Source organism: Roseomonas sp. F4 (genome assembly GCF_053891155.1).
On record NZ_JBSSHK010000006.1, the window covers coordinates 355,950 to 376,848 of the forward strand.

A 20,899-nucleotide genomic window follows, 5' to 3' on the forward strand; every position below is an offset into this window, starting at 1 on the left:
TCTACTTCGGCAGGGCCGCATGCGCCGCGAGGCAGGCGAGGTCCAGAATCTGGTTCACCCCAGCCTCCATCCCCACGATCTGCACCGGCGCCGACAGCCCCATCAGCAGCGGCCCGATGGTCTGGGCGCTGGTCAGGCGCGGGGCCGCCTTGGTCAGGATATGCGCGGCGTGCAGGCCGGGCATCACCAGCACATTGGCCGGGCCAGTCAGGCGGCAGAAGGGGTACAGCGCGGCGCGCAGTCCCGGGTCCAGCGCCACGTCGGCGGCCATTTCGCCGTCATATTCGAAATCCACCTGCCGCTGGTCCAGCAGCTTCACCGCGTCGCGGACATTGCCCGGGATGCTGCCCTTCGGGTCGCCGAAGGTGGAGAAGGCCAGGAAGGCGACGCGCGGCTCATGCCCCAGACGCCGCGCGGCCGCGGCGGCCTGGATGGCGATCTCGGCCAGCGTCGGCGCATCCGGGCGTTCATGGATGGCGGTATCCGCCACCAGCACGGTGCCGGACCGCCGCGCCAGCATCAGCGTCAGCCCGAACAGCACCGTGCCGGGCGCCGGATCGATCGCCGTCAGCACGCCCTCCAGCGCCGCGGCGTAGCTGCGCGTGGCGCCCGTGACCATCGCATCCGCATCGCCCGCCGCCACCATGCAGGCGGCGAATACATTGCGGTCCAGATTCACCAGCCGCTGGCAGTCGCGCTGCAAAAAGCCCTCGCGCTGCTTCTTGGCATAGAGCCAGGCGGCATAGGCGGTGTTGCGGTCGGAGATCCGGGCGTTGTGGATCTCGATCCCCTCCGGCATCGCGATGCCGAGGCCGGCCACCACGGCATTCACCCGGTCCTCGCGCCCCACCAGCACCGGGGTGCCGTAGCCGGCATTGCGGAAGGCGATGGCGGCGCGGATCACACGCTCCTCCTCCCCTTCGGCGAAGACCACGCGGCGGGGGTTCGCCTGCACGCGCTCGGCGATCACCTCCATCGCATGGGCGGTGGAATCCATCCGCCCGGCCAGATCGCGGGCGTAGCGGTGCAGGTCCATGATCGGCTTGCGCGCCACGCCACTGTCCATCGCCGCCTTGGCGACGGCGGGCGGGATGCGGCTGATCAGGCGCGGGTCGAAGGCATTCGGAATGATGTACTCTGGCCCGAAGCGCAGCGACTTGCCGGCACCGGCGCCGGCCACTTCCTCCGGCACATGTTCGCGCGCCAGCAGCGCCAGGGCGTTCGCGGCGGCGACCTTCATCTGATCGTTGATGGTGGAAGCCCGCACGTCCAGCGCGCCCCGGAAGATGAAGGGGAAGCCGAGGACGTTGTTCACCTGGTTCGGATAGTCGCTGCGCCCGGTGGCGATGATGCAGTCCGGCCGCACGGCGCGCGCCTCATCCGGCGTGATCTCCGGGTCCGGGTTCGCCATGGCGAAGATGATCGGATGGGCGGCCATGGACCGCACCATCTCGGGCGTCACGGCGCCCTTCACGGACAGGCCCATGAAGCAGTCGGCGCCTTCCATGGCCTGCGCGAGCGTGCGGCACTGCGTGTCGGCGGCATGGGCCGACTTCCACTGGTTCATGCCCTCCGTCCGGCCGCGATAGATCACGCCCTTGGTATCGGCCAGGATCACATGCTGCGGGTGGATGCCCATGGCCTTCACCAGCTCGGCGCAGGCCACCGCCGCCGCGCCGGCGCCGTTGATCACCAGCTTCACCGTCTTCAGGTCGCGGCCGGTCAGGTGGCAGGCATTGATCAGGCCGGCGGCGGCGACGATGGCCGTGCCGTGCTGGTCATCGTGGAAGACCGGAATGTCCATCAGCTCGCGCAGCCGCTGCTCGATGACGAAGCATTCGGGGGCCTTGATGTCCTCCAGATTGATGCCGCCGAAGGACGGGCCGAGGTAGCGCACCGAATTGACGAAGGCGTCCACATCCTCCGTGTCGACGCAGAGGTCAATGCCGTCCACGTCGGCGAAGCGCTTGAACAGCGCGACCTTGCCCTCCATCACCGGCTTGCTGGCCAGCGCGCCGAGATTGCCGAGGCCGAGCACGGCGGTGCCGTTGCTGATGACGGCGACGAAATTGCCCTTGCTGGTGTAGTCATAGGCCAGCGCCGGGTCCTTGTGGATGTGCAGGCAGGGCGCCGCCACACCGGGGCTATAGGCGAGCGACAGGTCGCGCGCCGTGGTCAGCGGCTTGGTCAGCCGGATCTCCAGCTTGCCCGGCCGCCCCTCCGCATGCATCGCCAGCGCTTCCTGGTCGGTGATGCGGGCGGTGCGGGTATCCGCCAGCGCCTCGCCCGGTTCCTTGCGCGCGTCATCCATGGTGCGTGTCTTCCCCAACTCACGTCTCTCCCCCCTTCATTGCAGCCTGCGGCGGGCCTGGGAAGACAGGCGCTTCGCAGCTGCGTTGGGGGGCTTTGGGGGGGTAAGCATGGCCGAACGGCTGCCGCGGCCGATGCCGCGCAGCCAAGCCGCCGGAGGCGGCGCCCGACGCATGAGGGTAAGTACCGCTTCCCACCTTCGCAGCGCGGGCGCGGCGGTTTAGGGATGGAGCGTGACGAACCCCGACGACGACATCCCGCCGGCCGAAGGCGCCACCCCAGCCCTCGCGCAATGGTTCGTGGCGAAGAATGCGCATCCCGATGCGCTGGTCTTCTTCCGCATGGGCGATTTCTTCGAGATGTTCTTCGGCGATGCGCGCATCGCCGCCGATGCGCTCGACATCGCCCTGTCCTTCCGCGGCGAGCATCGCGGCCAGCCGGTGCCGATGTGCGGCGTGCCGGTGCATGCCTGGGAATCCTACCTCGCCCGGCTGATCCGCCAGGGCCATCGGGTCGCCATCTGCGACCAGATGGAAACGCCGGAACAGGCGAAGAAGCGCAAGGCCTCGACCCTGCGGCGCGAGGTGGTGCGCGTGGTCACCCCGGCCACGGTGACGGAGGACGGTCTGCTCGACGCCGCCCGCCCCGCCTGGCTGCTGGCCCTGGCCGAGGTCGGACCGGGCTTCGCCGCCGCCTGGGTGGATGTCTCGACCGGCGGTTTCGAGACGATGGCTTTGGCGCGGGAGGATCTGGGCGCGCTGCTGGCGCGGATCGAGCCGGTGGAGGCCTGCGCGCCGCGCGAATTGGCGGAACTGCCCGACCTCGCCCAGCGCCTGCCCGGCCGCATCGCCGAACGCGCCCCGCCGCGCGACCCGGGCCGGTTGTTGCGGGAGGCGTTTGGCGTCGCCACGCTGGATGGCTTTGGTCGCTTCACAGACGCCGAACTGGCCGCCGCCGCCCTGGCCCTGTCCTATGTGCGGGAAACCCAGGCCGGCGCCCTGCCGCGCCTCGACCCGCCCCGCCCCCAGGCGGGCGCCGCCGGCACGCTGGCGCTGGATGCGGCGACGCGGCGCAGCCTGGAGATTCTGCGGGACCAGCGCGGCGGCACGGAGGCCACGCTGTTTGCCGCCGTCGATCGCACCCTGACCGCCGCCGGCGCCCGCGAGCTCGCCGCGCGGCTGGCCGCGCCGCTGGCGGAGGCGGAGGCGGTCGGCGCGCGGCATGATGCCGTGTCCTTCCTGCTGGAGGCCGAGGCCGTGCGGGCCGGGCTGCGTGCCGCGCTGAAGGGCGCGCCGGACATGGCCCGCGCGCTGGGCCGCCTGGCGCTCGACCGCTTCTTCCCGCGCGACCTGGGCGCGCTGGCACATGGTTTTGCCCGTGCCGAGGCGGTGCGGGCCGCGCTGGCCGAAGCCGCCTTGCCCGGCCCGCCGCTGATCGAGGCGGCCGAAGCCGCTTTGCGGCTCGATCCCGGTCTCACCGAAGAGTTCGGCCGGGCGCTGAACCTCGAAAAAATGCCGGCGCGGCTGGAAGATGGGGGGGTGATCGCCCCCGGCTATGACGGCGAGCTCGATGCCCTGCGCCGGCTGCGCGATGGGGCGCGGGAGGCGGTGGCCGCCTTGCAGATGGAGCTCGCCCAGGCCTGGGGCGTCGCCAGCCTGAAAATCCGCCACCACCAGCAATTCGGCTTCCTGGCGGAGGTACCGGCAGTGGCCGGCCAGAAGCTGGTGCAGACCCCGCCCGCCAGCGGCGCCATGGCGCCGATCCATCGCCAGACCATGGCGAATGCCATGCGCTTCACCTGCACGGCGCTGGCCGAGCTGGACCGCAAGGTGGCGGAGGCCGGGGAGCGCGCCACCACTCGCGAACGCACCTGCGTCACCCATCTGAAGACGCTGGCCCTGCGCCAGGGCAGCCAGATCGCAGAGGCGGCGCGCGCCTTGGCGGAGCTGGACCTGCACGCCGCCGCCGCGACGCTGGCCGCCGAGGGCGGCTGGTGCCGGCCCGAACTGACGGAGCGCGCGGAGTTCTGCATCACCGCCGGGCGGCACCCGGTGGTGGAAGCGGTGCAGAAACGCGCGCGCGGTCCCGCCTTCGTCCCCAATGACTGCGACCTGTCGCCGGGCCGCCGCCTGTGCCTGCTGACCGGCCCCAACATGGCCGGCAAATCCACCTGGCTGCGGCAAAATGCGCTGATGGTCGTGCTCGGCCAGTCAGGCCTGTTCGTGCCGGCAACGCGGGCAAGGATGGGGCTGGTGGATCGGCTGTTCTCCCGCGTCGGCGGCGGCGACGACATCGCCGGCGGGCGATCCACCTTCATGGTGGAGATGGCGGAGACGGCGGCCATCCTGAACCAGGCCACCGCCCGTTCCCTGGTGGTGCTGGATGAGGTCGGGCGCGGCACCGCGACCTGGGATGGCCTGGCCATCGCCTGGTCGGTGCTGGAGGCGCTGCACGACCGCATCCGCTGCCGCGCCGTCTTTGCCAGCCACTTTCACGAATTGACGGCGCTGGCCGGGCGCCTGCCGGAATTGCAGCTGGCCCGCATGCAGGTGCGGGAATGGCGGGGGGAGGTGGTGTTCCAGCACCTGGTCGGCCCCGGCGCCAGCGAACGCAGCTGGGGCGTGCATGTGGCGCGACTGGCCGGCGTGCCCCGCCCGGTGCTGAAGCGCGCGGCGGAAGTACTGGCGGCGCTGGAAGCCCGCGCCCGGGCCGGCGGCGCGGACACGCTGGCGGAGGAGTTGCCGCTGTTCGCCCAGCCCGCCCCGGCCAAGGCACAGCCACTGAGCCCTTTGCACGCGGAGCTTGCCAGCATCGATCTGGATGCGCTTTCGCCGCGAGAGGCGCAGGATGCGCTCTACCGCCTCAAAGCCCTGGCGGCTGGAAAAGACGATACGGCGGCGGAAGTTATCGCAGCGCAGCAAGAGAACCCTGTTGCTGAGACAGGTGACACGGTAGTGTGACAGGAATGATCGCCAGCCTCGGCCAACCGCCCACCCAGGCGGCCGCACTCGCGCTACCTGCCGAACCGCCCGAGGTCCTTCCGGACCTGATCGCAGGGCTGGTCGAGAACGGTCGCCCCGTCGCCCGTGACGTCGCGCTCGGCCTGCTGCGGCGACAATTGGGCCGCATCCAGGGCCGGGTCCAACGAGCCTTCGAGGCGCATGACCTGTCCGGCCTGGGCGCCGCCCGCTGGCTGGCGGCGCTCACCGATGGGCTGGTTTCCGCCATCCACGCCTATACCCTGGCGAGCTGTACCAGCCCGGCGGAGGCACAGTCCGAACCCCCCTTCGCCCTGATCGCCACCGGCGGCTATGGTCGCGGCGTTCTGGCCCCCTATTCCGACATCGACCTGCTGTTCCTGTCCGACCAGCCGCTCGGCCCGCAGGGGCGGCGCTCCGTCGAATTCCTGCTCTATCTGCTCTGGGATCTCGGGCTGAAGGTGGGGCACGCCACGCGCAGCCTGCCTGAATGCCTGGAGGATGCGCGGGGTGATGTCACCATCCAGACCGCGCTGATCGATGCCCGCTTCCTGGCCGGCGAACGGCCCGTCTTCGAGCGTTTCGACATCGCCTTCGCCGCCGCCCGCAAGGCCAGTGGCCTCGCCCCCTTCCTCGCCGCGAAACGCGCCGAACGCCAGGCGCGCCACGCCCGCTACGGCGAAAGCCCCTTCCTGGTCGAGCCGCATGTGAAGGAAGGCCGCGGCGGGCTGCGCGACCTGCAAACCCTGTACTGGCTGGCCCGCCATGCCTTCGGCGTGCAGCGCATGCCGGAGCTGGTGGGGCCGGACAGCCCCGGCGGCGGGCTGCTGACGCCGCAGGAAGCGCGCGCGGTGCGCCGCGCCTGGAACTTCCTTTGGACCGTCCGCTTCCACCTGCACTACGTGACCGGCCGGGCGGAGGAACGCCTGACCTTCGACCTGCAACCCGTCGTCGGCGCCCGCATGGGATACACACGGCATGGTGTGCAGGACGGCGTCGAGCGCTTCATGAAGCATCTGTTCCTGACGGCGCGGGACGTGGTGCGCCTGACCCGCCTGCTGGAACCCGCGCTGGAACGCGCCGCCCTCGGCCCCCCCGCCGTGCTGCCCGCCGGCGATGCCGCGCTGTCGCAGGCCGGGATGGCGCTGGCCGATGGCAAGGTGCTGTTCGCGCCGGAGCGCAATATCGCCGAGGACCCCGCCATCATGCTGCGCCTGGTGCGCGCGGCGCGGGACCGCAATCTGGAAATCCACCCCCTCGCCCACCGCGCCCTGATCCGCAATGCGCGCTATGCGGTGCAGCTGCGGGACGATCCGCCGGCCAATGCCCTGTTCCTCGACCTGCTGACCGGGCGCGACCCGGCGCGCTTCATGCGGGTGCTGAACGAGGTGGGCTTCCTGTCCCGCTTCATGCCGGACTGGGCGCGCATCGTCGGGCTGATGCAGTTCGACACCTATCATGTCTTCACGGTGGAGGAGCACACGATCGAGGCGATCGGCGTGCTGTCCCAGCTGGAAGGCGCCGCGCTGAACGAGATCGCGCCCGTCGCCTCCGAGCTGATCGGCCAGATCCAGTCGCGCCGGGCGCTGTATGTCTCCGTCCTGCTGCATGACATCGCCAAGGGCCGCGGCGGCGACCATTCGGAACTCGGCGCCCAGGTGGCGCAGGAGATCTGCCCGCGCCTCGGTCTATCGCCGGAGGAGACGGAGACCGTCTCCTGGCTCGTGCTGAACCACCTGCTGATCAGCCAGACCGCCTTCAAGCGCGATATCGACGACCCCAAGACCATTTTGGATATTGCCGAGACGGTGCAGTCGCCCGAACGGTTGCGGCTGCTGCTGGTGCTGACCGTCGCTGATATGCGCGCGGTCGGCCCGAAAGTCTGGAATGGTTGGAAGGCGACCCTGCTGCGGGAGCTGTACTGGCGCGTGGCCGAAGTGCTCGCCGGCGGGCTTTCCGTGCCGGAACGCGACACCCGCGTGGCACGCGCCCGCGCCGCCGCCGCCAGCCTGCTGACGCACCAGACCCAGGCGGAGACGGATTTCTTCCTCGGCCTCGGCTATCCCGGCTACTGGCTGTCCTTCGACCCCGAGACCCATGCCCGCCATGCGGAGATGATCCGGGAGGCGGAGGCGGAGAACGCGCCGCTGACCGTCCGGTCCCGCGTGATCGAGGCGCGCTCGGTCACGGAGGTGACGGTCTACTGCTCCGACCATCCCGGCCTGTTCAGCCGCATCGCCGGCGCCCTGGCCGTGGCCGGCGCTTCCATCGTCGATGCGCGCATCCACACCATGACCAATGGCATGGCGCTCGACACCTTCTGGGTGCAGGACGCCGCCGGCGGCGCCTTCGACGCGCCGCACCGTCTGGCGCGGCTTTCGGTGCTGATCGAACAGGCCCTCTCCGGCCGCCTGCGGCTGGACAGCGAAATCGCCAAGCTGCGGCGCGAACCGGCGCGGCTGCGGGCGGTGACCATCCCGCCGCGCGTCGTGCTCGACAACCACGCCTCCAACACCCACACGGTGATCGAGGTGAACGGCCGCGATCGGCCGGGGCTGCTGCATGCGGTGACGGCGGCGATCAGCGGCCAGGGGCTGCAGATCGCCAGCGCCCATATCACCACCTATGGCGTGCGGGCGGTGGACGTCTTCTATGTGAAGGACGTCTTCGGACTGAAGGTGGAGAACGAACGCAAGCTGGCGGCGCTGCGCAGCGCCCTGCTGGTGGCGCTCGGCGCGCCGGACATGCCGAATGACGGGTCCGTGCGGATCGTCTGAACACTTTCTGAACCGCTTGCGGTACAAAAGGGGCGTTCTCCAGAGGAAACGCCCCATGACCCATCGCCTGTCCGCCCTGTTCGCCTTGCTGCTTCTTGGCGCCTGCGCCCAGGCGAATGTCGCCCCCATGGCCACGCCGGTGCCCGGCCAGCCCGTGGCGGAACGGCTGCCGGCGCCGGCGCAGATCGTGGTGGAGCGCTTCGCACTTCATCCCAGCCAGGTGACGCTGGACAGCGCGCCGCTGCTGCGCGCGCAGCGCGCCATGGGCGGCGACGACCGCGCCGCCCGCCGCACGGCGGCGGAGGAGGCCGTCGCCGGCTTCCAGACCGCTTTGGTCACCGCCCTTCGCGAACGCGGCTTTGCCGCAGTGCCGGCCGCCGAGGCCAGCCCCGCCACGCCCCGCCTGCTGGTGCGCGGCCAGTTCAGCGCGCTGCAGGAAGGCAACCGCGCCCGCCGCACCGTCGTCGGCTTCGGCCTCGGCGCCAGCCGGGTGGCAGGGACCGCGATGCTGGCCTTCCAGGACAGCGCGACGACCGAGCCGCGCCAGGTGGACAGTTTTGCGTTGGATGCCGATAGCGGCCGCATGCCCGGCGGCGTGATCGGCGCAGGGCGTGGCGCCGGCATGGTGGTCGCCGGCACCGCGATCCGCGGCGCCATGGGCGAGGCCCGCGGGCCGCAGGAAATCGGCGCGCTGGCGCGTGGCACGGCGGACCGGATTGTGGCCTATGCCACCGCGCAGGGCTGGCGCTGAGGTTCTCTCCAATCCATCTCGATACGAAATCGGATTGGCGGGGACCATGAGCGGGCTTCAACTTATAGGCGCGCTTGCTGGCGACATCCTTTCGGCATGCTCACTGCCAGGTGGCGGCCTGTTGAGCGAGGCCGTGCGACGCATCGTCGATGGGCGTTTGGAGGCGGCACGCAAGATCTGGATCGCCGAGATCAGCCACGCCGAACGTCAACTCTCGGAGGTGGGGAACGAGGATGAGTTGGCCGCCATCCTGTTCCGCTACCAGCGTGCAGCGATCGAAGGATCCGCTCGCCTGAACTTGCGTCTCTTGGCGGCGGTGGCCGCAGGTCAGGCAGCAAGGACCGGATTCTCCGCCAACGAATTTCTTGCTTGGGCGAATGCCTTGGAAGGCCTGCGCCGCGAGGAGCTGATCTTGATCGGCGCGATGCATCGCGCCGAGACGAATATGCCGGCCGACATCAATGAGAAGGCGCGCCTCATGTGGGTGCCCACTGGCAAATGGGCTTCCGTCCTGCAGGCAGTTATTCCGGATCCCTTCGGAACCGAACCAGAAGTGCGGGCGGCAGCTGCGAGCGCAATGCGCTCGGGCCTGATAATGACAACGAGTGGATCGTTAGACGACCCAGTCACCTTTATAACCACACCGGCTGTAGGGCGCCTTCTCGCGCTTGCACCGCTGGAACCGCTCATGGCGCGGGACAACGGCGCAGCCCCACGCTGAAGCGCTACCGCTTCACCATCCCGATCGGCGCCACATCCTCCGTGACGCCGGCCAGCACCTCGGCCACATGGCGCACCTGAACGGGCGAACCCTCCCGTGCCAGCTTGCCGGCCATGTTCAGCAGGCAGCCGAGGTCGCCGGCCAGCAAGGTGTCGGCGCCGGTGGCGGTGATGTCCTTGGTCTTGTCGCCGACCATGCGGGTCGAGATGTCGGGGTATTTGACGCAGAAGGTGCCGCCGAAGCCGCAGCATAGCTCGCTGTCGCCCATCTCCCGCAGGGCCAGCCCCGCGACGGTCCCCAACAACTTGCGCGGCTGCGCCTTCACGCCGAGTTCGCGCAGGCCGGAGCAGCTGTCGTGATAGGTGGCGATGCTGTCGAAGCGCGCCTCCACCTGCGTCAGGCCGCGCACGTCCGTCAGGAAGGAGATCAGCTCATGCGTCTTGGCGGCCAGCGCCTCCGCCTTGCCGCGGTAATGCGGGTCGTCGGCAAACAGGCCCGGGAAGTGATGGCTGATCATCCCGGCGCAGGAGCCGGAGGGCGCCACGACATAATCATAGGCCAGAAATTCATCGACCACGGCGCGGGCCAGTTCGATGGCCGTGGCACGGTCGCCGGAATTATAGGCGGGTTGACCGCAGCAGGTCTGGCTCTCGGGCACCACCACCTGGCACCCCGCCTGCTCCAGCAGCTTGATCGCGGCGAAGCCGACCGAGGGGCGATAGAGGTCCACCAGGCAGGTGACGAACAGCGCGACGCGGGGGCGGGTCTGGTCCATGGTTGGGAAGCCTAGGCCAAGCCGGCCGGCGCTGCGAGGGTGGACCAGAGCGGGTCCTTCAGCTTCTTCGCCACAAACGCGGCATGGGCCGCCAGTTCCGCCTCGCTGGCAATGATCGGGCGCGGCGTCCGGATGACGGGGGCCACCACCACCGCGCCCATGGGCAGCGCACGGGCCGGGCGGGCGGCCAGTTCGAGGCCGGGCTGCTTGCCGCCCATCAGTTCCAGATAGACTTCGGCCAGCAGCTTCACGTCGAGCAGCGCGTTATGCGCCGTCCGCATGGAGTTATCGACGCCGAGGCGGCGGCACAGCGCGTCCAGGCTGTTCGGCAGGCCGGGATAGCGCCGCTTGGCCACCGCCAGGCTGTCCACCATCCGCGTCCGGTCCAGCTTCGGGAAGCCCGCGCGCACCAGCTCGGCATCCAGGAAGCCGAAGTCGAAGGGCGCGTTATGGGCGATGATTTCCGAATCCCCCAGGAAATCCATCATCGCGCCGGCGATGTCGCGGAACAGCGGCTTGCCGCGCAGCATCTCGGCCGTCATCCCGTGGACGCGCGTCGCCTCCTCCGGCACGTCACGCTCCGGGTCGACCAGCTGGTGGTAGGTCGCGCCGGTGGGCATGAAGTTGAAGATCTCGATGGCCGCCACCTCGATCACCCGGTCGCCGGAGGCGGGGTCGAGGCCGGTGGTCTCGGTATCCAGCACGATTTGGCGCATCTCAGAGGCTCCGGACCAAGGCGCGGATCTGGCGCTGGGCGTGGTGGCGGGTCAGGCCGGTATGAATGACATGATCGGCCATGCTGCGCTTGCGGGCATCCGGCATCTGCCGGGCCAGGATGGCGGCCAGGCGGTCCGGCGTCATCCCCTTCCGGCGCAGCACCCGGGCGCGCTGCACGGCGGCGGGGGCGGAGACCACCAGCACGACATCCACCCGCGTCTGGCCACCGGTTTCCAGCAGCAGCGGCACGTCGAGCACGGCCAGCCTCTCACCCCGCCGGCAGCAGGCGGCGAGGAAGCGCTGCTCGGCGCGGCGCACCAGCGGGTGCATGATCGCCTCCAGCCGCTTCAGCGCGGCGGGGTCGCCGAGGACGCGGGCGCGCAGCGCCTCCCGGCTCACACGGCCGTCGGCCGTGGTGCCGGGAAAGGCGGCCTCGATCGGGGCGACGGCGGCGCCGCCTCGGCCTTGCAGGGAATGCACCGCGGCATCGGCATCGAAGACCGGCACATGCAGCCGCCGGAAGGTGTTGGAGGCCGTGGACTTGCCCATGCCGATGCTGCCGGTCAGGCCGATGACCTTCATCGCAGCAGGTCGTCGGCAACGAAGGCCCGCAATTCGGCATCCACCATCGGGGCCACGCCGAACCACTGATGAAAGCCGGGCCGCGCCTGGTGCAGCAGCATGCCGAGCCCATCCACCGCCCGCAGCCCACGCGCCCGAGCCTGGGCCAGAAGCGCGGTTTCCAGCGGCGCATAGACAAGGTCCGCCACCACGGCATGGCCGGGCAGGGGGGCGAGGTCGATCTCCAGCGGCGGCTGCCCGACCATGCCGAGGGAGGTGCCGTTCACCAGCAGGGCGGCGCCTTCCAGCCGGGCACGGTCCGTCACCTCCACCGGCCCGCCGAGGTCCCGCGCCAAAGCCTCCGCCCGCGCCAGCGTGCGGTTGACGAGCACCAGCTTCGGGCAGCCGGCATCCAGCAAGGCGGCGGCCACCGACCGCACCGCCCCGCCGGCGCCGAGGATCACCGCCGGCCCATCCGTCGCCTGCCAGCCCGGCGCCTGCTCACGGAGGGATTCCACAAAACCGTAGCCGTCGGTGCTGGTGCCCTCGATGCGGCCATCCTCCCGGAAGAACAGCGTGTTCACCGACCCGGCACGCTGCCCCACCGCATCGACGCTATCGCACAGCGCATAGGCCGCTTCCTTATGCGGGATGGTCACATTGGCCCCGGCAAAGCCCAGCCGGGACAAGGCGATGACAGCGTCCCGAAAATGCTCCGGCCGCACCGGCAGCGGCAGATAGGCGCCGTCGATGCCGTGCCGGGCCAGCCAGAAGCCGTGCAGGCGGGGGGAGCGGGAATGCGCCACGGGCCAGCCCAGCACGCCCGCCTTGCGGGCCTTTCCGGAAAGGATGTTCATGCCGCCTGAAGTGCCCCGCCCCTGCCGCGCCGGTCAATGGCGACGCCCCCTCTTTCAACCGGCGCCCGGCAATGCCACAGGAAGGGCCGAAAGCGGAGAACCACCCCCATGGCGCGCAGCCTCAAGGTCGCGGTCCAGATGGACCCGATCGCCTCCATCAACATCGACGCCGACAGCACCTTCGCCATGATGCTGGAGGCGCAGAGCCGCGGCCATGCCCTGTGGCACTACCATGTGCGGGACCTGGCGCTGCTGGGCGGCAAGGTCATCGCCCGGGCGCAGCCGGTGGAGGTGCGCCGGGTGAAGGGCGACCATTTCACCCTGGGCGCGGCGGAGGAATTGGACCTGGGCGAGGTCGATGTGGTGCTGATGCGCCAGGACCCGCCCTTCGACATGGCCTATATCACCGCCACCCATATCCTGGAGCATATCCACCCCAGGACCCTGGTGGTGAACGACCCCGCCAGCGTGCGCAACGCGCCCGAGAAGCTCTTCGTCACCCATTTCCCCGAGCTGATGCCGACCACGCTGGTGACGGCGGATGTCGTCCAGATCCGCAAGTTCCGCGAGGCGCATGGCGACATCATCATCAAGCCCCTGTTCGGCAATGGCGGCGCCGGCGTCTTCCACCTGCGCCCCGAAGACCCGAACATGAATGCCCTGGTGGAGATGTTCACCGAGCGGTCGCGGGAGCCGCTGGTGATCCAGAAATACGTCCCCGCCGTGCGGGAAGGCGACAAGCGCATCATCCTGGTGGATGGCGTCGCCATGGGCGCCATCAACCGCGTGCCGGCGAAGGGGGAGGCGCGGTCCAACATGCATGTCGGCGGCACACCCATGCCGACCACGCTCACCGACCGCGAGAAGGAAATCTGCGCCGCCATCGGGCCGGAGTTGAAGGCCCGCGGCATGATCTTTGTGGGCATCGACGTGATCGGCGGCTATCTGACCGAGATCAACGTCACCTCCCCCACCGGCTTGCAGGAGATCGCCCGCTTCGACGGCGTCCACCTGGAACGCGCCCTGTGGGACGCGATCGAGGCGAAGGTTTCGCGCTAAAGCCCCAGTCCTCTACGGAATCAGCCGGTCCGCGCGCAGCTGCGCGAACAGGTCGAAGAAGGCGTCGTCGGTGGGCTGGTAGGCGGTGAAGCCCAGCCGGCGGCTTTTGCCCATGTCGGTCACCACCTCGATCGGGCGGCCGAGATCGGCGTCCGTGTGCCAGGCGGAGGCCAGGCGAGACAGGTCAGGCTCCACCAGCCCCTCCCGCGCCGCGATCGCGCGCCAGGTCGGGGCGTCGCCGGCCATCTGGACCTCCAGCGGCTGCACCGTGCCGTCGAAGGGGGCCGGGTCGAGGCCAAACCAGCCGGCGATGCGGCCCCAGCTCCAGCGGAAGACATCGCCATTCACCACGTTGAAGGCCTGGTCCCGCGCCGCCGGGGTCTCCGTGGCCCACAGCATGTGGCGCGCCAGCAGCCTCGCATCGGTCATGTCGGTCAGGCCGTTCCACTGCATGGCGGAGCCGGGGAAGCGGAAGGGCCGCCCCGTCTCCCGGCACAGCGTGGCATAGGCGGCCAGCGTGGTGCCCATGTTCATCGCATTGCCCACGGCCTTGCCGATGATGGTGTGCGGACGATGCACGCTCCAGCCGAAACCGTCGCGGGCGGCGGCGGCGAACAGCTCATCCTCCTGCGCGTAGTAAAAATTCTGCACATCGAGCCGCCCCTGTTCCTCGCGAAACGGCGTCTGCGGCAGGGCGCCCTGGCCATAGGCCTCGAAGGGGCCGAGGTAGTGCTTCAGGCCGGTCACCAGCGCCGCATGGCGCAGGCTGCCGGCGGGGCGCAGCGCGGCCAGCAGGTTGCGAACCATGCCGCCATTCACCCGGATGTTCTCCGCCTCATTGGCTTGGCGGGACCAGGTGGCGATGAAGACGGCGTCCGGCTTCACCCCTGCTAGCGCCTGCGCGAGCCCTTCGGGGTCCTGCAAATCCCCGGCAATCGGGGTGACGCCCGGCTGCGCCGGGGGGCGGCGCGCCAGTCCAAGAACCTGCCAATCCTCCCGCGCCAGCAGCGCGGCCATCGCGCTGCCCACGATGCCGCTGGTTCCGACGACCAAAGCTGTTCCGGCCATGTGCTGATCCTTTGTGCCGCGGTCCAAAACGAAAAGGGGTCCATCCCACCGGATGGACCCCCTTCAACCCAAAGTCGTTGGTCGGCTCAGGCGCGCCGGCCGGCAACCGCCCGGTACACCGCCAGCACGATCACGGCGCCGACCACCGCGCCGATGAAGCCCGCGCCCTCTCCGGCCCTGTACCAGCCGATCGCCTGGCCCAGCCAGGTCGCCACCAGGGCACCGAGAATGCCGAGCAGGATGGTGATGATGAAGCCGCCGGGGTCGCGCCCCGGCATGAGGAATTTCGCCAATGCGCCGGCCAGGAAGCCGATGATGATCGTCCAGATGAAACCCATAGCCCTCGCCTCCGCGTGATGCGCCCCTAAGCGCGGGAATCATCCCGGGTTCCCCAGGCCGATGTTGCGCCGCACTCTTTCCCTGCGCGCCGTGACATAAATCTACCTGCGGCAGATCAGCCGCGGCCTTGCCCCGGCACCGGGCGGGATCACCAGCCGCGCCCGCAGCCCCGGCGCGCAGAGCCCCGCCACCGCGCGCGGCGGCAGCGCCGCGGCCCCCTGCGCCACCCGCACCCGTGTGTGATAGGCGAGGCCCCGCCCCGGCTCCATGGAATGGTACTGGGCCACGGCCTCCGCCCATCCGCCGGTGCGGCCGCGCAGCTCGCGCAGGAAGCGCACCGCATAGGCGACGTTGGTCGGGGGGTGGAAGGCGTCTTCCAGCCGGTCGAAGGCCTCGGGGTGCCAGGCCAGGTTGATCTGCATGCAGCCGACATCGATGGAAGGCCGCCCGGACTCACGCAGCGCTTCCACCCGCGCCACTGCTTCCGCCGCCGTTTCGGGAAACAGGCTCTCGCCGCCGGCATTCAGGGCGAAGGGCCAGGGGGCGGCGCCGCCGCCGGGGCGGGCGCGGCTGCTTTCCACCCGGGCGATGGCCAGCAACAGCCCGTCCGGAATCCCGCTGCGCGCTTCCGCCGCCGCGATGGCGCGGGTGCAGGCGGTCCAGGGGTCCTCCTCCTGCGCCGCGGCGGTCAGGGGCCAGGCCAGAAGCAGCGCGGCAAGGATCCAGAGGCGCGGCATGCGCCCACCTGCCCGCGCCGCGCGGCTGGCGTCAAGCGAAGGCGGTCCGCGTCGCGGTCAACAAAACGTCCAGCTCCGGCGGCCCCGCCAGCAGCAGAAGCCCGAGCCCGACCGCGGCGGCGGAGGCGACCAGCAGCGCCGCCATGCGCAGCACGCCGCGCACCGGCGCCACCAGCAGGGATGACAGCAGCCCCGCACCCCCGGCCAGCAGAAGGGACGCCGCGGTGAACACCGCCGTCACGCCTGGCCACCCTTGAGCCAGACATTCCGCAGCACGGCCCAGAGCCCCGTCGCCTCCTGCTTCGGCATTTGACCACTCCTGTATCCGATCCGGTGTCAGGCTAGGCCAGGGGTCGTAACCATCGCATGGCACAACTGTGTCGAAACCTTGCCGCAGGCCTGGGCTTGCGGTTGCGCCCCAGCGACATGACCTTCTGGCAACGCAAGGTTGACCCGGCCACCGGGCGGCCCCTAGCTTTGGTCTTTGAATGTTCACGGTTTGGAAAACGCCCACGATGGGTCCGATCACCAGGCCACCCCGCCCCACCGGGGCGCCCGCCATGAGCCACTCCGCCACCTCCATCCCGCTGCCGCCGGGCCTGGATGACCGCAGCGCGGCGATTTTCCGCGAATTGGTCGAAACCTACGTCCAGACCGGGGAGCCGGTGGGGTCCCGCACCCTGTCGCGCCGCCTGCCCCAGGCCCTGTCGCCCGCCACCATTCGCAATGTGATGGCGGATCTGGAAGATGCCGGGCTTCTCTTTGCCCCCCATACCTCCGCCGGGCGCCTGCCGACGGAGCGCGGGCTGCGCCTGTTCGTCGATGGCCTGCTGCAATTCGGCGCCCTGCCGGAGGAGGAGCGGGACGCTATCACCGCCCGCTGCGCCGCCGGCGGGCGCTCGCTTCAGGAAACCCTGGGCGAGGCCAGCCAGATGCTGTCGGGCCTGGCCGGGGCGGCCGGGCTGGTGGTGGCGCCGAAGCGGGAAGCCCCCGTGCGGCATATCGAATTCGTGGCGCTCGGCACCGGCCGGGCGCTGGTGGTGCTGGTGACGGCCGATGGCCAGGTGGAAAACCGCGTCATCGAGGTGCCGCTCGGCCTGCCGCCTTCCGCCCTGCAACAGGCCAGCAACTACCTGAATGCCCGCCTTTCCGGCCGCACGCTGGAGGAAACGCGCGGCACGGTGGCGGAGGAAATCGCCAGCAACCGCACCGCGCTGGATGCCCTGACCAACCAGGTGATCGAGGCCGGGCTGGGCACCTGGGCCGGCGGCGCCGGCGGATCGCTGATCCTGCGCGGCCAGGCCAAACTGTTGCAGAACCTTGGGCAAAACCTGGACCACGCCCAGCGCGTGCAGGAAATCCAGGCCCTGTTCGAACGGCTGGAAGCGCAGGAAACCATGCTGCGCCTGCTCGACCTCGCCCAGCGTGGGGAGGGTGTGCAGATCTTCATCGGCGCGGAAAGCGGCCTGTTCGACAGCACCGGCCTGTCGATGGTGGTCTCGCCTTTCCGGAATGGGGCGGAGCAAATCGTGGGGGCGATCGGGGTGATCGGGCCGACGCGGATCAATTACGGGCGGATCATCCCGGTGGTGGACTACACGGCGCGGGTGATCGGGCGGCTGCTGGGATAAGCGGCGGTCCAGCACTGGCCAAGGCTGCACGGGCCGGCTTTCCGCGCTATATCAGCAGGAAGCAGGAGAGCGCCCGTGGTCCACATCACCTCCCCCGCCTTCAAGGCGAATGCCACCCGCGCTTTGGCCGATGCCGGGCTGCAAAAGGCGCTCGACCGCAGCAAGGGCACGTCCCACGCCAAGCGCGCCGCCGCCGTCGCAGCCCTGCCGGAATTCGAGCGGCTGCGGGAGATCGGCCGCGACATCAAGAACCACACGCTCGCCAACCTGGATTTCTACCTGGAGGCCTATGCCGCTCAGGTGGAGAAGGCGGGCGGCACCGTCCATTGGTGCTCGACGGCGGATGAGGCCCGCGCGGCGGTCCTGAAGATCTGCCGCGACAAGGGCGCGCGCACGGTCACCAAGGGCAAGTCGATGATCTCGGAGGAGCTCGGCATCAACGAGCACCTCGAAGCCCATGGCATCGAGCCGGTCGAAACCGACCTCGGCGAATACATTTTGCAGATTCGCAAGGAACCGCCGAGCCACATCATCGGCCCGGCCTTCCATCTCAATCGCGAAGACTGGGAAAAGACGTTTCGCGAAATCCACACGGAGCTGCCGAAGGACCGCGTGTTCCACGAGCGCAGCGACATCATGGCCGAAGCCCGCACCAAACTGCGGTCGCGCTTCCTCGCGGCCGATGTCGGCATCACCGGCGCCAACTTCCTGATCGCGGAGACCGGCAGCAACGTCATCGTCACCAATGAGGGCAATGGCGACCTGACGCAGACGCTGCCCAAGACGCACATTGTGCTGGCCAGCATCGAAAAGGTCGTGCCGACGCTGGAGGATGCGACCAGCCTGCTGCGGCTGCTGGCACGGTCCGCCACGGGCCAGGATTTCTCGGTCTACACCACCTTCTCCACCGGCATCCGGCGCGAACCAGACCTGGATGGGCCGGAGGACTATCATGTGGTGCTGATCGACAACGGTCGGTCGAACATGATCGGCACCGACTTCCAGGAAATGCTGCGCTGCATCCGCTGCGCCGCCTGCATGAACCACTGCCCGGTCTATGGCGTGACCGGCGGCCATGCCTATGGCTGGGTCTATCCCGGCCCGATGGGCTCCGTGCTGACGCCGACCCTGATCGGCATCGACAAGGCCGGCAATCTGCCCAATGCGTCGACCTTCTGCGGCAAATGCGAAAGCGTCTGCCCGGTGAAGATCCCCCTGCCAAAACTGATGCGCCATTGGCGGGAACGGGAGTTCGAGCGGCATCTGTCGCCGCAATCCGTCCGCACCGGCCTCGGCATCTGGGCCTGGTTCGCCAAGCGGCCGACGGCCTATCGGATGGCGACGAAGCTCGGCATCGGCGCGCTGTCGCTGCTTGGCCGGGGCAAGGGCGCCTTCACCTCCCTGCCGCTGGCCGGCGGCTGGACGACGGGGCGCGACCTGCCGGTGCCGGAGCCGGGCGGCACCTTCATGGCCCGCTACAAGGCGCAGAAGAGGACGCGCCGATGAGCCAGAATGACGAGGCCGAGCGCATCCACGGCTACCGCTTTCCGGACCAGCGCTCCCCCAGCCGCATCGGCCCGCGGCCGACCGGGACGCTGGAGGAAATCTACGCCCGCATCGATGCCGACACCCCGGCGGCGCGGCTGAACGAGGATCTGGACCGGATCGAGGAGTCGCTGGCCAAGCTGGAACAGGCGGTGCGCGACGCCATGGCGGAGGATCAGCGATGAGCAAGGAAGCGATCCTGGGCGGCATCCGCCGTGGCCTGAAACGCGGGCCGCTGCCCGCCGACCAGCAGGCGATGCTGGCCGGCCGCATCGCGACGCATCCGCGCCACCTGATCCCGGCCCGGTCGCGCCTGCCGCGCGCCGAGCAGATCGCGCTGTTCATCCGCAACGTCGAAAAGGAATTCGGCACGGTCGAGCGTGTGCCCGACCACGCCGCCATCCCCGCCGCCGTGGCGGATTACCTGGCGGCCCAAAACCTGCCGGCCCGCCTGGTGATGGCGCCGCATCCGGACCTGCTGGGCATCGACTGGTCGAGCCGCCCGATGCTGGAGCGGGAGGCGCGGCGGGCGCGGGAAGGCGATGCGGTGTCCCTGCAACATGCCTGGTCCGGCGTGGCGGAGACCGGCACGCTGGTCCTGCCCTCCGACCCCACCCGCCCGACCACGCTGAACCTGCTGCCGGATACCGAGATCGCGGTGCTGCGCGCCTCTGACATCGTGGGCGCCTATGAGGAGGTGTGGGACCGGCTGCGCGCCGGGCCGGCGGATGCGCTGACCGGCGGCTTCATGCCGCGCAACATCATGTTCGTCACCGGCCCCTCCCGCTCCGCCGATATCGAGCAGACGCTGGAACTGGGCGCGCATGGCCCGCGCCGCCTGCATATCCTGCTGGTGGAGGATGAGCCGGCGCCGCGCATGGAAAGCCCCGCCGAAGCGCGGCCGGAAGCCACTACCCAGCCGGGCGCGCCCGCCGCACCGGGCGATTGAGACATGCACGAGGCCGGCGATACATGCAGCCCGCCGCCCTTCAGGCGGGCTGAGGCCGCGGATGCGGCCCGCGGCTTTTGCCGCGAAGCCAAGGCCACGGATGCAGCCGCCTGGCGACTGAAGGGGCTGGAATGCGTCAGCATTCCAGCCGGCTGACATGCGCGAAAAGCGGCTGCATCAGGCCGATCTCGCGCTGTGGCGCGCCTTCACCGCGGAGATCAAGCCGCTGTTCGGGCACCAGCGCCCGCCGGCACCGCCCGAAGCCGCGCCGGTGCCGGTCGCCGCGCCGCCCGCCCAGCTGGCCATCGCCCCCCCGCCCAAGCCGGCACGCCCCGCCCCGCCGCCCGAAATCCGGGTGGGGGAGGTACCGGGCGGGCTGGACCGCAAGCGCTGGCAGGCCTTGCGCCGCGGCGACATGCGGGCGGAACGGACGCTGGACCTGCATGGGCGCCGGGTGGCGGAGGCGCATCTGGTGTTCCGGGCCTTCCTGCATCGCGCGGCGGCGGAGGGCATCCGCACCGTCACCGTGGTGACCGGCAAGGGCCCGCAGCCGGAGGGCGGCATCCTGCAACGCGAATTGCCGCATTGGCTGAACGCGCCGGACCTGCGGCCGCTGGTGCTGGGCGCCGCGCATCCGCACCCGACCAATTCCGGCGCCGTGAACCTGCTGCTGCGCCGCCGCCGCACCAATGGCAGCCCCGCCCGATGACCCCCTTCGGCGCCCGGCTGCGGATGCTGCGGCGTCAGCGGCGGGTGACGTTGAAGGATCTGGCGACCCACTTGCAGGTCTCCTCGGCCTATCTCTCGGCGCTGGAGCACGGCCATCGCGGCCGGCCCTCCGCCGGGCTGGTGCATCAGGTCAATGAGTTCTTCGGCCTGATCTGGGACGAGGCGGAGGCGCTGTCGGAACTCGCGAAACTGTCGCAGCCCAAGGTCACGCTGGACACCGGCGGCCTGACCCCGGAAGCGACGGCGCTGGCCAACCGGCTGGCGGAGGCCATCCACCGGCTGACGCCGCAGACGGTGGCGGCGATGCACGGGCTGCTGGACCGGGAGATTCCGGCGGGGGAGAAGCCGAGGCTGAGGCGGGCGGCGGGGAGGTAGCACTTGCCCACAGGCCCCGC

Annotated in this window: 20 protein-coding genes; 11 read left to right on the forward strand and 9 right to left on the reverse strand. The window is 70.1% G+C overall.

Annotated features, from left to right (window positions below):
* Position 1 precedes the first annotated feature (1 nt).
* Positions 2 to 2,311 carry an NADP-dependent malic enzyme gene (locus tag ACVFYP_RS24690; protein WP_499202890.1) on the reverse strand — a complete coding sequence of 770 codons (2,310 nt, stop codon included), beginning with the start codon at positions 2,309 to 2,311 and terminating at the stop codon, positions 2 to 4.
* A 232-nt stretch (positions 2,312 to 2,543) separates the two neighbouring features.
* On the opposite strand from ACVFYP_RS24690, the gene mutS reads away from it, so the two are divergent.
* The 4 genes from mutS (at position 2,544) to ACVFYP_RS24710 (ending at position 9,537) form a co-directional block, all read left to right on the forward strand.
* Positions 2,544 to 5,270: a DNA mismatch repair protein MutS gene (mutS, locus tag ACVFYP_RS24695; RefSeq protein WP_499202891.1), complete on the forward strand. Its 2,727-nt coding sequence runs from the start codon at positions 2,544 to 2,546 to the stop codon at positions 5,268 to 5,270.
* Between the two features lie 5 nt (positions 5,271 to 5,275).
* On the forward strand, positions 5,276 to 8,065 hold the full coding sequence (locus ACVFYP_RS24700) for a [protein-PII] uridylyltransferase (RefSeq protein WP_499202892.1): 2,790 nt from the start codon (positions 5,276 to 5,278) through the stop codon (positions 8,063 to 8,065).
* A gap of 55 nt (positions 8,066 to 8,120) precedes the next feature.
* Positions 8,121 to 8,816, forward strand: coding sequence for a DUF4410 domain-containing protein (locus tag ACVFYP_RS24705; RefSeq protein ID WP_499202893.1), 696 nt, complete (start codon positions 8,121 to 8,123; stop codon positions 8,814 to 8,816).
* Between the two features lie 121 nt (positions 8,817 to 8,937).
* Complete coding sequence (locus ACVFYP_RS24710) at positions 8,938 to 9,537, forward strand: hypothetical protein (RefSeq protein WP_499202894.1); 600 nt, start codon at positions 8,938 to 8,940, stop codon at positions 9,535 to 9,537.
* A 4-nt stretch (positions 9,538 to 9,541) separates the two neighbouring features.
* Here the strand turns inward: ACVFYP_RS24710 and ACVFYP_RS24715 are convergent, their stop codons facing one another.
* The 4 genes from ACVFYP_RS24715 to ACVFYP_RS24730 are packed head-to-tail and all read right to left on the reverse strand — an operon-like array spanning position 9,542 to position 12,447.
* A complete protein-coding gene (locus ACVFYP_RS24715; protein WP_499202895.1) occupies positions 9,542 to 10,312 on the reverse strand; it encodes a (Fe-S)-binding protein in 771 nt (256 codons plus the stop codon).
* Positions 10,313 to 10,323: 11 nt separating this feature from the next.
* Entirely contained in the window at positions 10,324 to 11,028 is a 705-nt protein-coding gene (gene dnaQ / locus ACVFYP_RS24720) for a DNA polymerase III subunit epsilon (RefSeq protein WP_499202896.1), read from the reverse strand.
* A gap of 1 nt (position 11,029) precedes the next feature.
* Positions 11,030 to 11,611 carry a dephospho-CoA kinase gene (gene coaE / locus ACVFYP_RS24725; RefSeq protein WP_499202897.1) on the reverse strand — a complete coding sequence of 194 codons (582 nt, stop codon included), beginning with the start codon at positions 11,609 to 11,611 and terminating at the stop codon, positions 11,030 to 11,032.
* On the reverse strand, positions 11,608 to 12,447 hold the full coding sequence (locus ACVFYP_RS24730; protein WP_499202898.1) for a shikimate dehydrogenase: 840 nt from the start codon (positions 12,445 to 12,447) through the stop codon (positions 11,608 to 11,610). Before ACVFYP_RS24730 ends, coaE begins: the two co-directional genes overlap by 4 nt.
* 108 nt (positions 12,448 to 12,555) lie before the next feature.
* On the opposite strand from ACVFYP_RS24730, the gene gshB reads away from it, so the two are divergent.
* Positions 12,556 to 13,506 carry a glutathione synthase gene (gene gshB / locus ACVFYP_RS24735; protein ID WP_499202899.1) on the forward strand — a complete coding sequence of 317 codons (951 nt, stop codon included), beginning with the start codon at positions 12,556 to 12,558 and terminating at the stop codon, positions 13,504 to 13,506.
* A gap of 12 nt (positions 13,507 to 13,518) precedes the next feature.
* Here the strand turns inward: gshB and ACVFYP_RS24740 are convergent, their stop codons facing one another.
* The 4 genes from ACVFYP_RS24740 to ACVFYP_RS24755 all read right to left on the reverse strand — a co-directional run bounded on the left by ACVFYP_RS24740 (position 13,519) and on the right by ACVFYP_RS24755 (position 15,891).
* The gene (locus ACVFYP_RS24740; protein WP_499202900.1) at positions 13,519 to 14,574 is read right to left on the reverse strand and encodes an SDR family oxidoreductase; all 1,056 of its coding nucleotides are present in this window, start codon (positions 14,572 to 14,574) and stop codon (positions 13,519 to 13,521) included.
* An 86-nt stretch (positions 14,575 to 14,660) separates the two neighbouring features.
* On the reverse strand, positions 14,661 to 14,912 hold the full coding sequence (locus tag ACVFYP_RS24745; protein WP_499202901.1) for a GlsB/YeaQ/YmgE family stress response membrane protein: 252 nt from the start codon (positions 14,910 to 14,912) through the stop codon (positions 14,661 to 14,663).
* 102 nt (positions 14,913 to 15,014) lie between these two features.
* On the reverse strand, positions 15,015 to 15,650 hold the full coding sequence (locus ACVFYP_RS24750) for a lysozyme family protein (RefSeq protein WP_499202902.1): 636 nt from the start codon (positions 15,648 to 15,650) through the stop codon (positions 15,015 to 15,017).
* A gap of 31 nt (positions 15,651 to 15,681) precedes the next feature.
* Positions 15,682 to 15,891, reverse strand: coding sequence for a hypothetical protein (locus tag ACVFYP_RS24755; protein ID WP_499202903.1), 210 nt, complete (start codon positions 15,889 to 15,891; stop codon positions 15,682 to 15,684).
* Positions 15,892 to 16,210: 319 nt separating this feature from the next.
* On the opposite strand from ACVFYP_RS24755, the gene hrcA reads away from it, so the two are divergent.
* From hrcA to ACVFYP_RS24785, 6 genes are all read left to right on the forward strand, one after another.
* Positions 16,211 to 17,281, forward strand: coding sequence for a heat-inducible transcriptional repressor HrcA (hrcA, locus tag ACVFYP_RS24760; protein ID WP_499202904.1), 1,071 nt, complete (start codon positions 16,211 to 16,213; stop codon positions 17,279 to 17,281).
* Between the two features lie 75 nt (positions 17,282 to 17,356).
* Positions 17,357 to 18,787, forward strand: coding sequence for a LutB/LldF family L-lactate oxidation iron-sulfur protein (locus ACVFYP_RS24765; RefSeq protein WP_499202905.1), 1,431 nt, complete (start codon positions 17,357 to 17,359; stop codon positions 18,785 to 18,787).
* The gene (locus ACVFYP_RS24770) at positions 18,784 to 19,011 is read left to right on the forward strand and encodes a hypothetical protein (protein WP_499202906.1); all 228 of its coding nucleotides are present in this window, start codon (positions 18,784 to 18,786) and stop codon (positions 19,009 to 19,011) included. The genes ACVFYP_RS24765 and ACVFYP_RS24770 overlap by 4 nt, the downstream gene beginning before the upstream one ends.
* Positions 19,008 to 19,775 carry a LutC/YkgG family protein gene (locus ACVFYP_RS24775; protein ID WP_499202907.1) on the forward strand — a complete coding sequence of 256 codons (768 nt, stop codon included), beginning with the start codon at positions 19,008 to 19,010 and terminating at the stop codon, positions 19,773 to 19,775. The genes ACVFYP_RS24770 and ACVFYP_RS24775 overlap by 4 nt, the downstream gene beginning before the upstream one ends.
* 157 nt (positions 19,776 to 19,932) lie before the next feature.
* The gene (locus ACVFYP_RS24780) at positions 19,933 to 20,484 is read left to right on the forward strand and encodes a Smr/MutS family protein (protein WP_499202908.1); all 552 of its coding nucleotides are present in this window, start codon (positions 19,933 to 19,935) and stop codon (positions 20,482 to 20,484) included.
* Positions 20,481 to 20,879: a helix-turn-helix domain-containing protein gene (locus ACVFYP_RS24785; RefSeq protein ID WP_499202909.1), complete on the forward strand. Its 399-nt coding sequence runs from the start codon at positions 20,481 to 20,483 to the stop codon at positions 20,877 to 20,879. The genes ACVFYP_RS24780 and ACVFYP_RS24785 overlap by 4 nt, the downstream gene beginning before the upstream one ends.
* Positions 20,880 to 20,899: the final 20 nt, after the last annotated feature.

What these genes read in the sequence shown, in the direction of transcription:
- ACVFYP_RS24690 (WP_499202890.1), bottom strand. Translation starts at nt 2,311, where the DNA reads ATGGATGACGCGCGCAAGGAACCGGGCGAGGCGCTGGCGGATACCCGC.
- ACVFYP_RS24700 (WP_499202892.1), top strand. Translation starts at nt 5,276, where the DNA reads ATGATCGCCAGCCTCGGCCAACCGCCCACCCAGGCGGCCGCACTCGCG.
- ACVFYP_RS24705 (WP_499202893.1), top strand. Translation starts at nt 8,121, where the DNA reads ATGACCCATCGCCTGTCCGCCCTGTTCGCCTTGCTGCTTCTTGGCGCC.
- ACVFYP_RS24715 (WP_499202895.1), bottom strand. Translation starts at nt 10,312, where the DNA reads ATGGACCAGACCCGCCCCCGCGTCGCGCTGTTCGTCACCTGCCTGGTG.
- dnaQ (WP_499202896.1), bottom strand. Translation starts at nt 11,028, where the DNA reads ATGCGCCAAATCGTGCTGGATACCGAGACCACCGGCCTCGACCCCGCC.
- coaE (WP_499202897.1), bottom strand. Translation starts at nt 11,611, where the DNA reads ATGAAGGTCATCGGCCTGACCGGCAGCATCGGCATGGGCAAGTCCACG.
- ACVFYP_RS24730 (WP_499202898.1), bottom strand. Translation starts at nt 12,447, where the DNA reads ATGAACATCCTTTCCGGAAAGGCCCGCAAGGCGGGCGTGCTGGGCTGG.
- gshB (WP_499202899.1), top strand. Translation starts at nt 12,556, where the DNA reads ATGGCGCGCAGCCTCAAGGTCGCGGTCCAGATGGACCCGATCGCCTCC.
- ACVFYP_RS24740 (WP_499202900.1), bottom strand. Translation starts at nt 14,574, where the DNA reads ATGGCCGGAACAGCTTTGGTCGTCGGAACCAGCGGCATCGTGGGCAGC.
- ACVFYP_RS24745 (WP_499202901.1), bottom strand. Translation starts at nt 14,912, where the DNA reads ATGGGTTTCATCTGGACGATCATCATCGGCTTCCTGGCCGGCGCATTG.
- ACVFYP_RS24750 (WP_499202902.1), bottom strand. Translation starts at nt 15,650, where the DNA reads ATGCCGCGCCTCTGGATCCTTGCCGCGCTGCTTCTGGCCTGGCCCCTG.
- hrcA (WP_499202904.1), top strand. Translation starts at nt 16,211, where the DNA reads ATGAGCCACTCCGCCACCTCCATCCCGCTGCCGCCGGGCCTGGATGAC.
- ACVFYP_RS24770 (WP_499202906.1), top strand. Translation starts at nt 18,784, where the DNA reads ATGAGCCAGAATGACGAGGCCGAGCGCATCCACGGCTACCGCTTTCCG.
- ACVFYP_RS24775 (WP_499202907.1), top strand. Translation starts at nt 19,008, where the DNA reads ATGAGCAAGGAAGCGATCCTGGGCGGCATCCGCCGTGGCCTGAAACGC.
- ACVFYP_RS24780 (WP_499202908.1), top strand. Translation starts at nt 19,933, where the DNA reads ATGCGCGAAAAGCGGCTGCATCAGGCCGATCTCGCGCTGTGGCGCGCC.
- ACVFYP_RS24785 (WP_499202909.1), top strand. Translation starts at nt 20,481, where the DNA reads ATGACCCCCTTCGGCGCCCGGCTGCGGATGCTGCGGCGTCAGCGGCGG.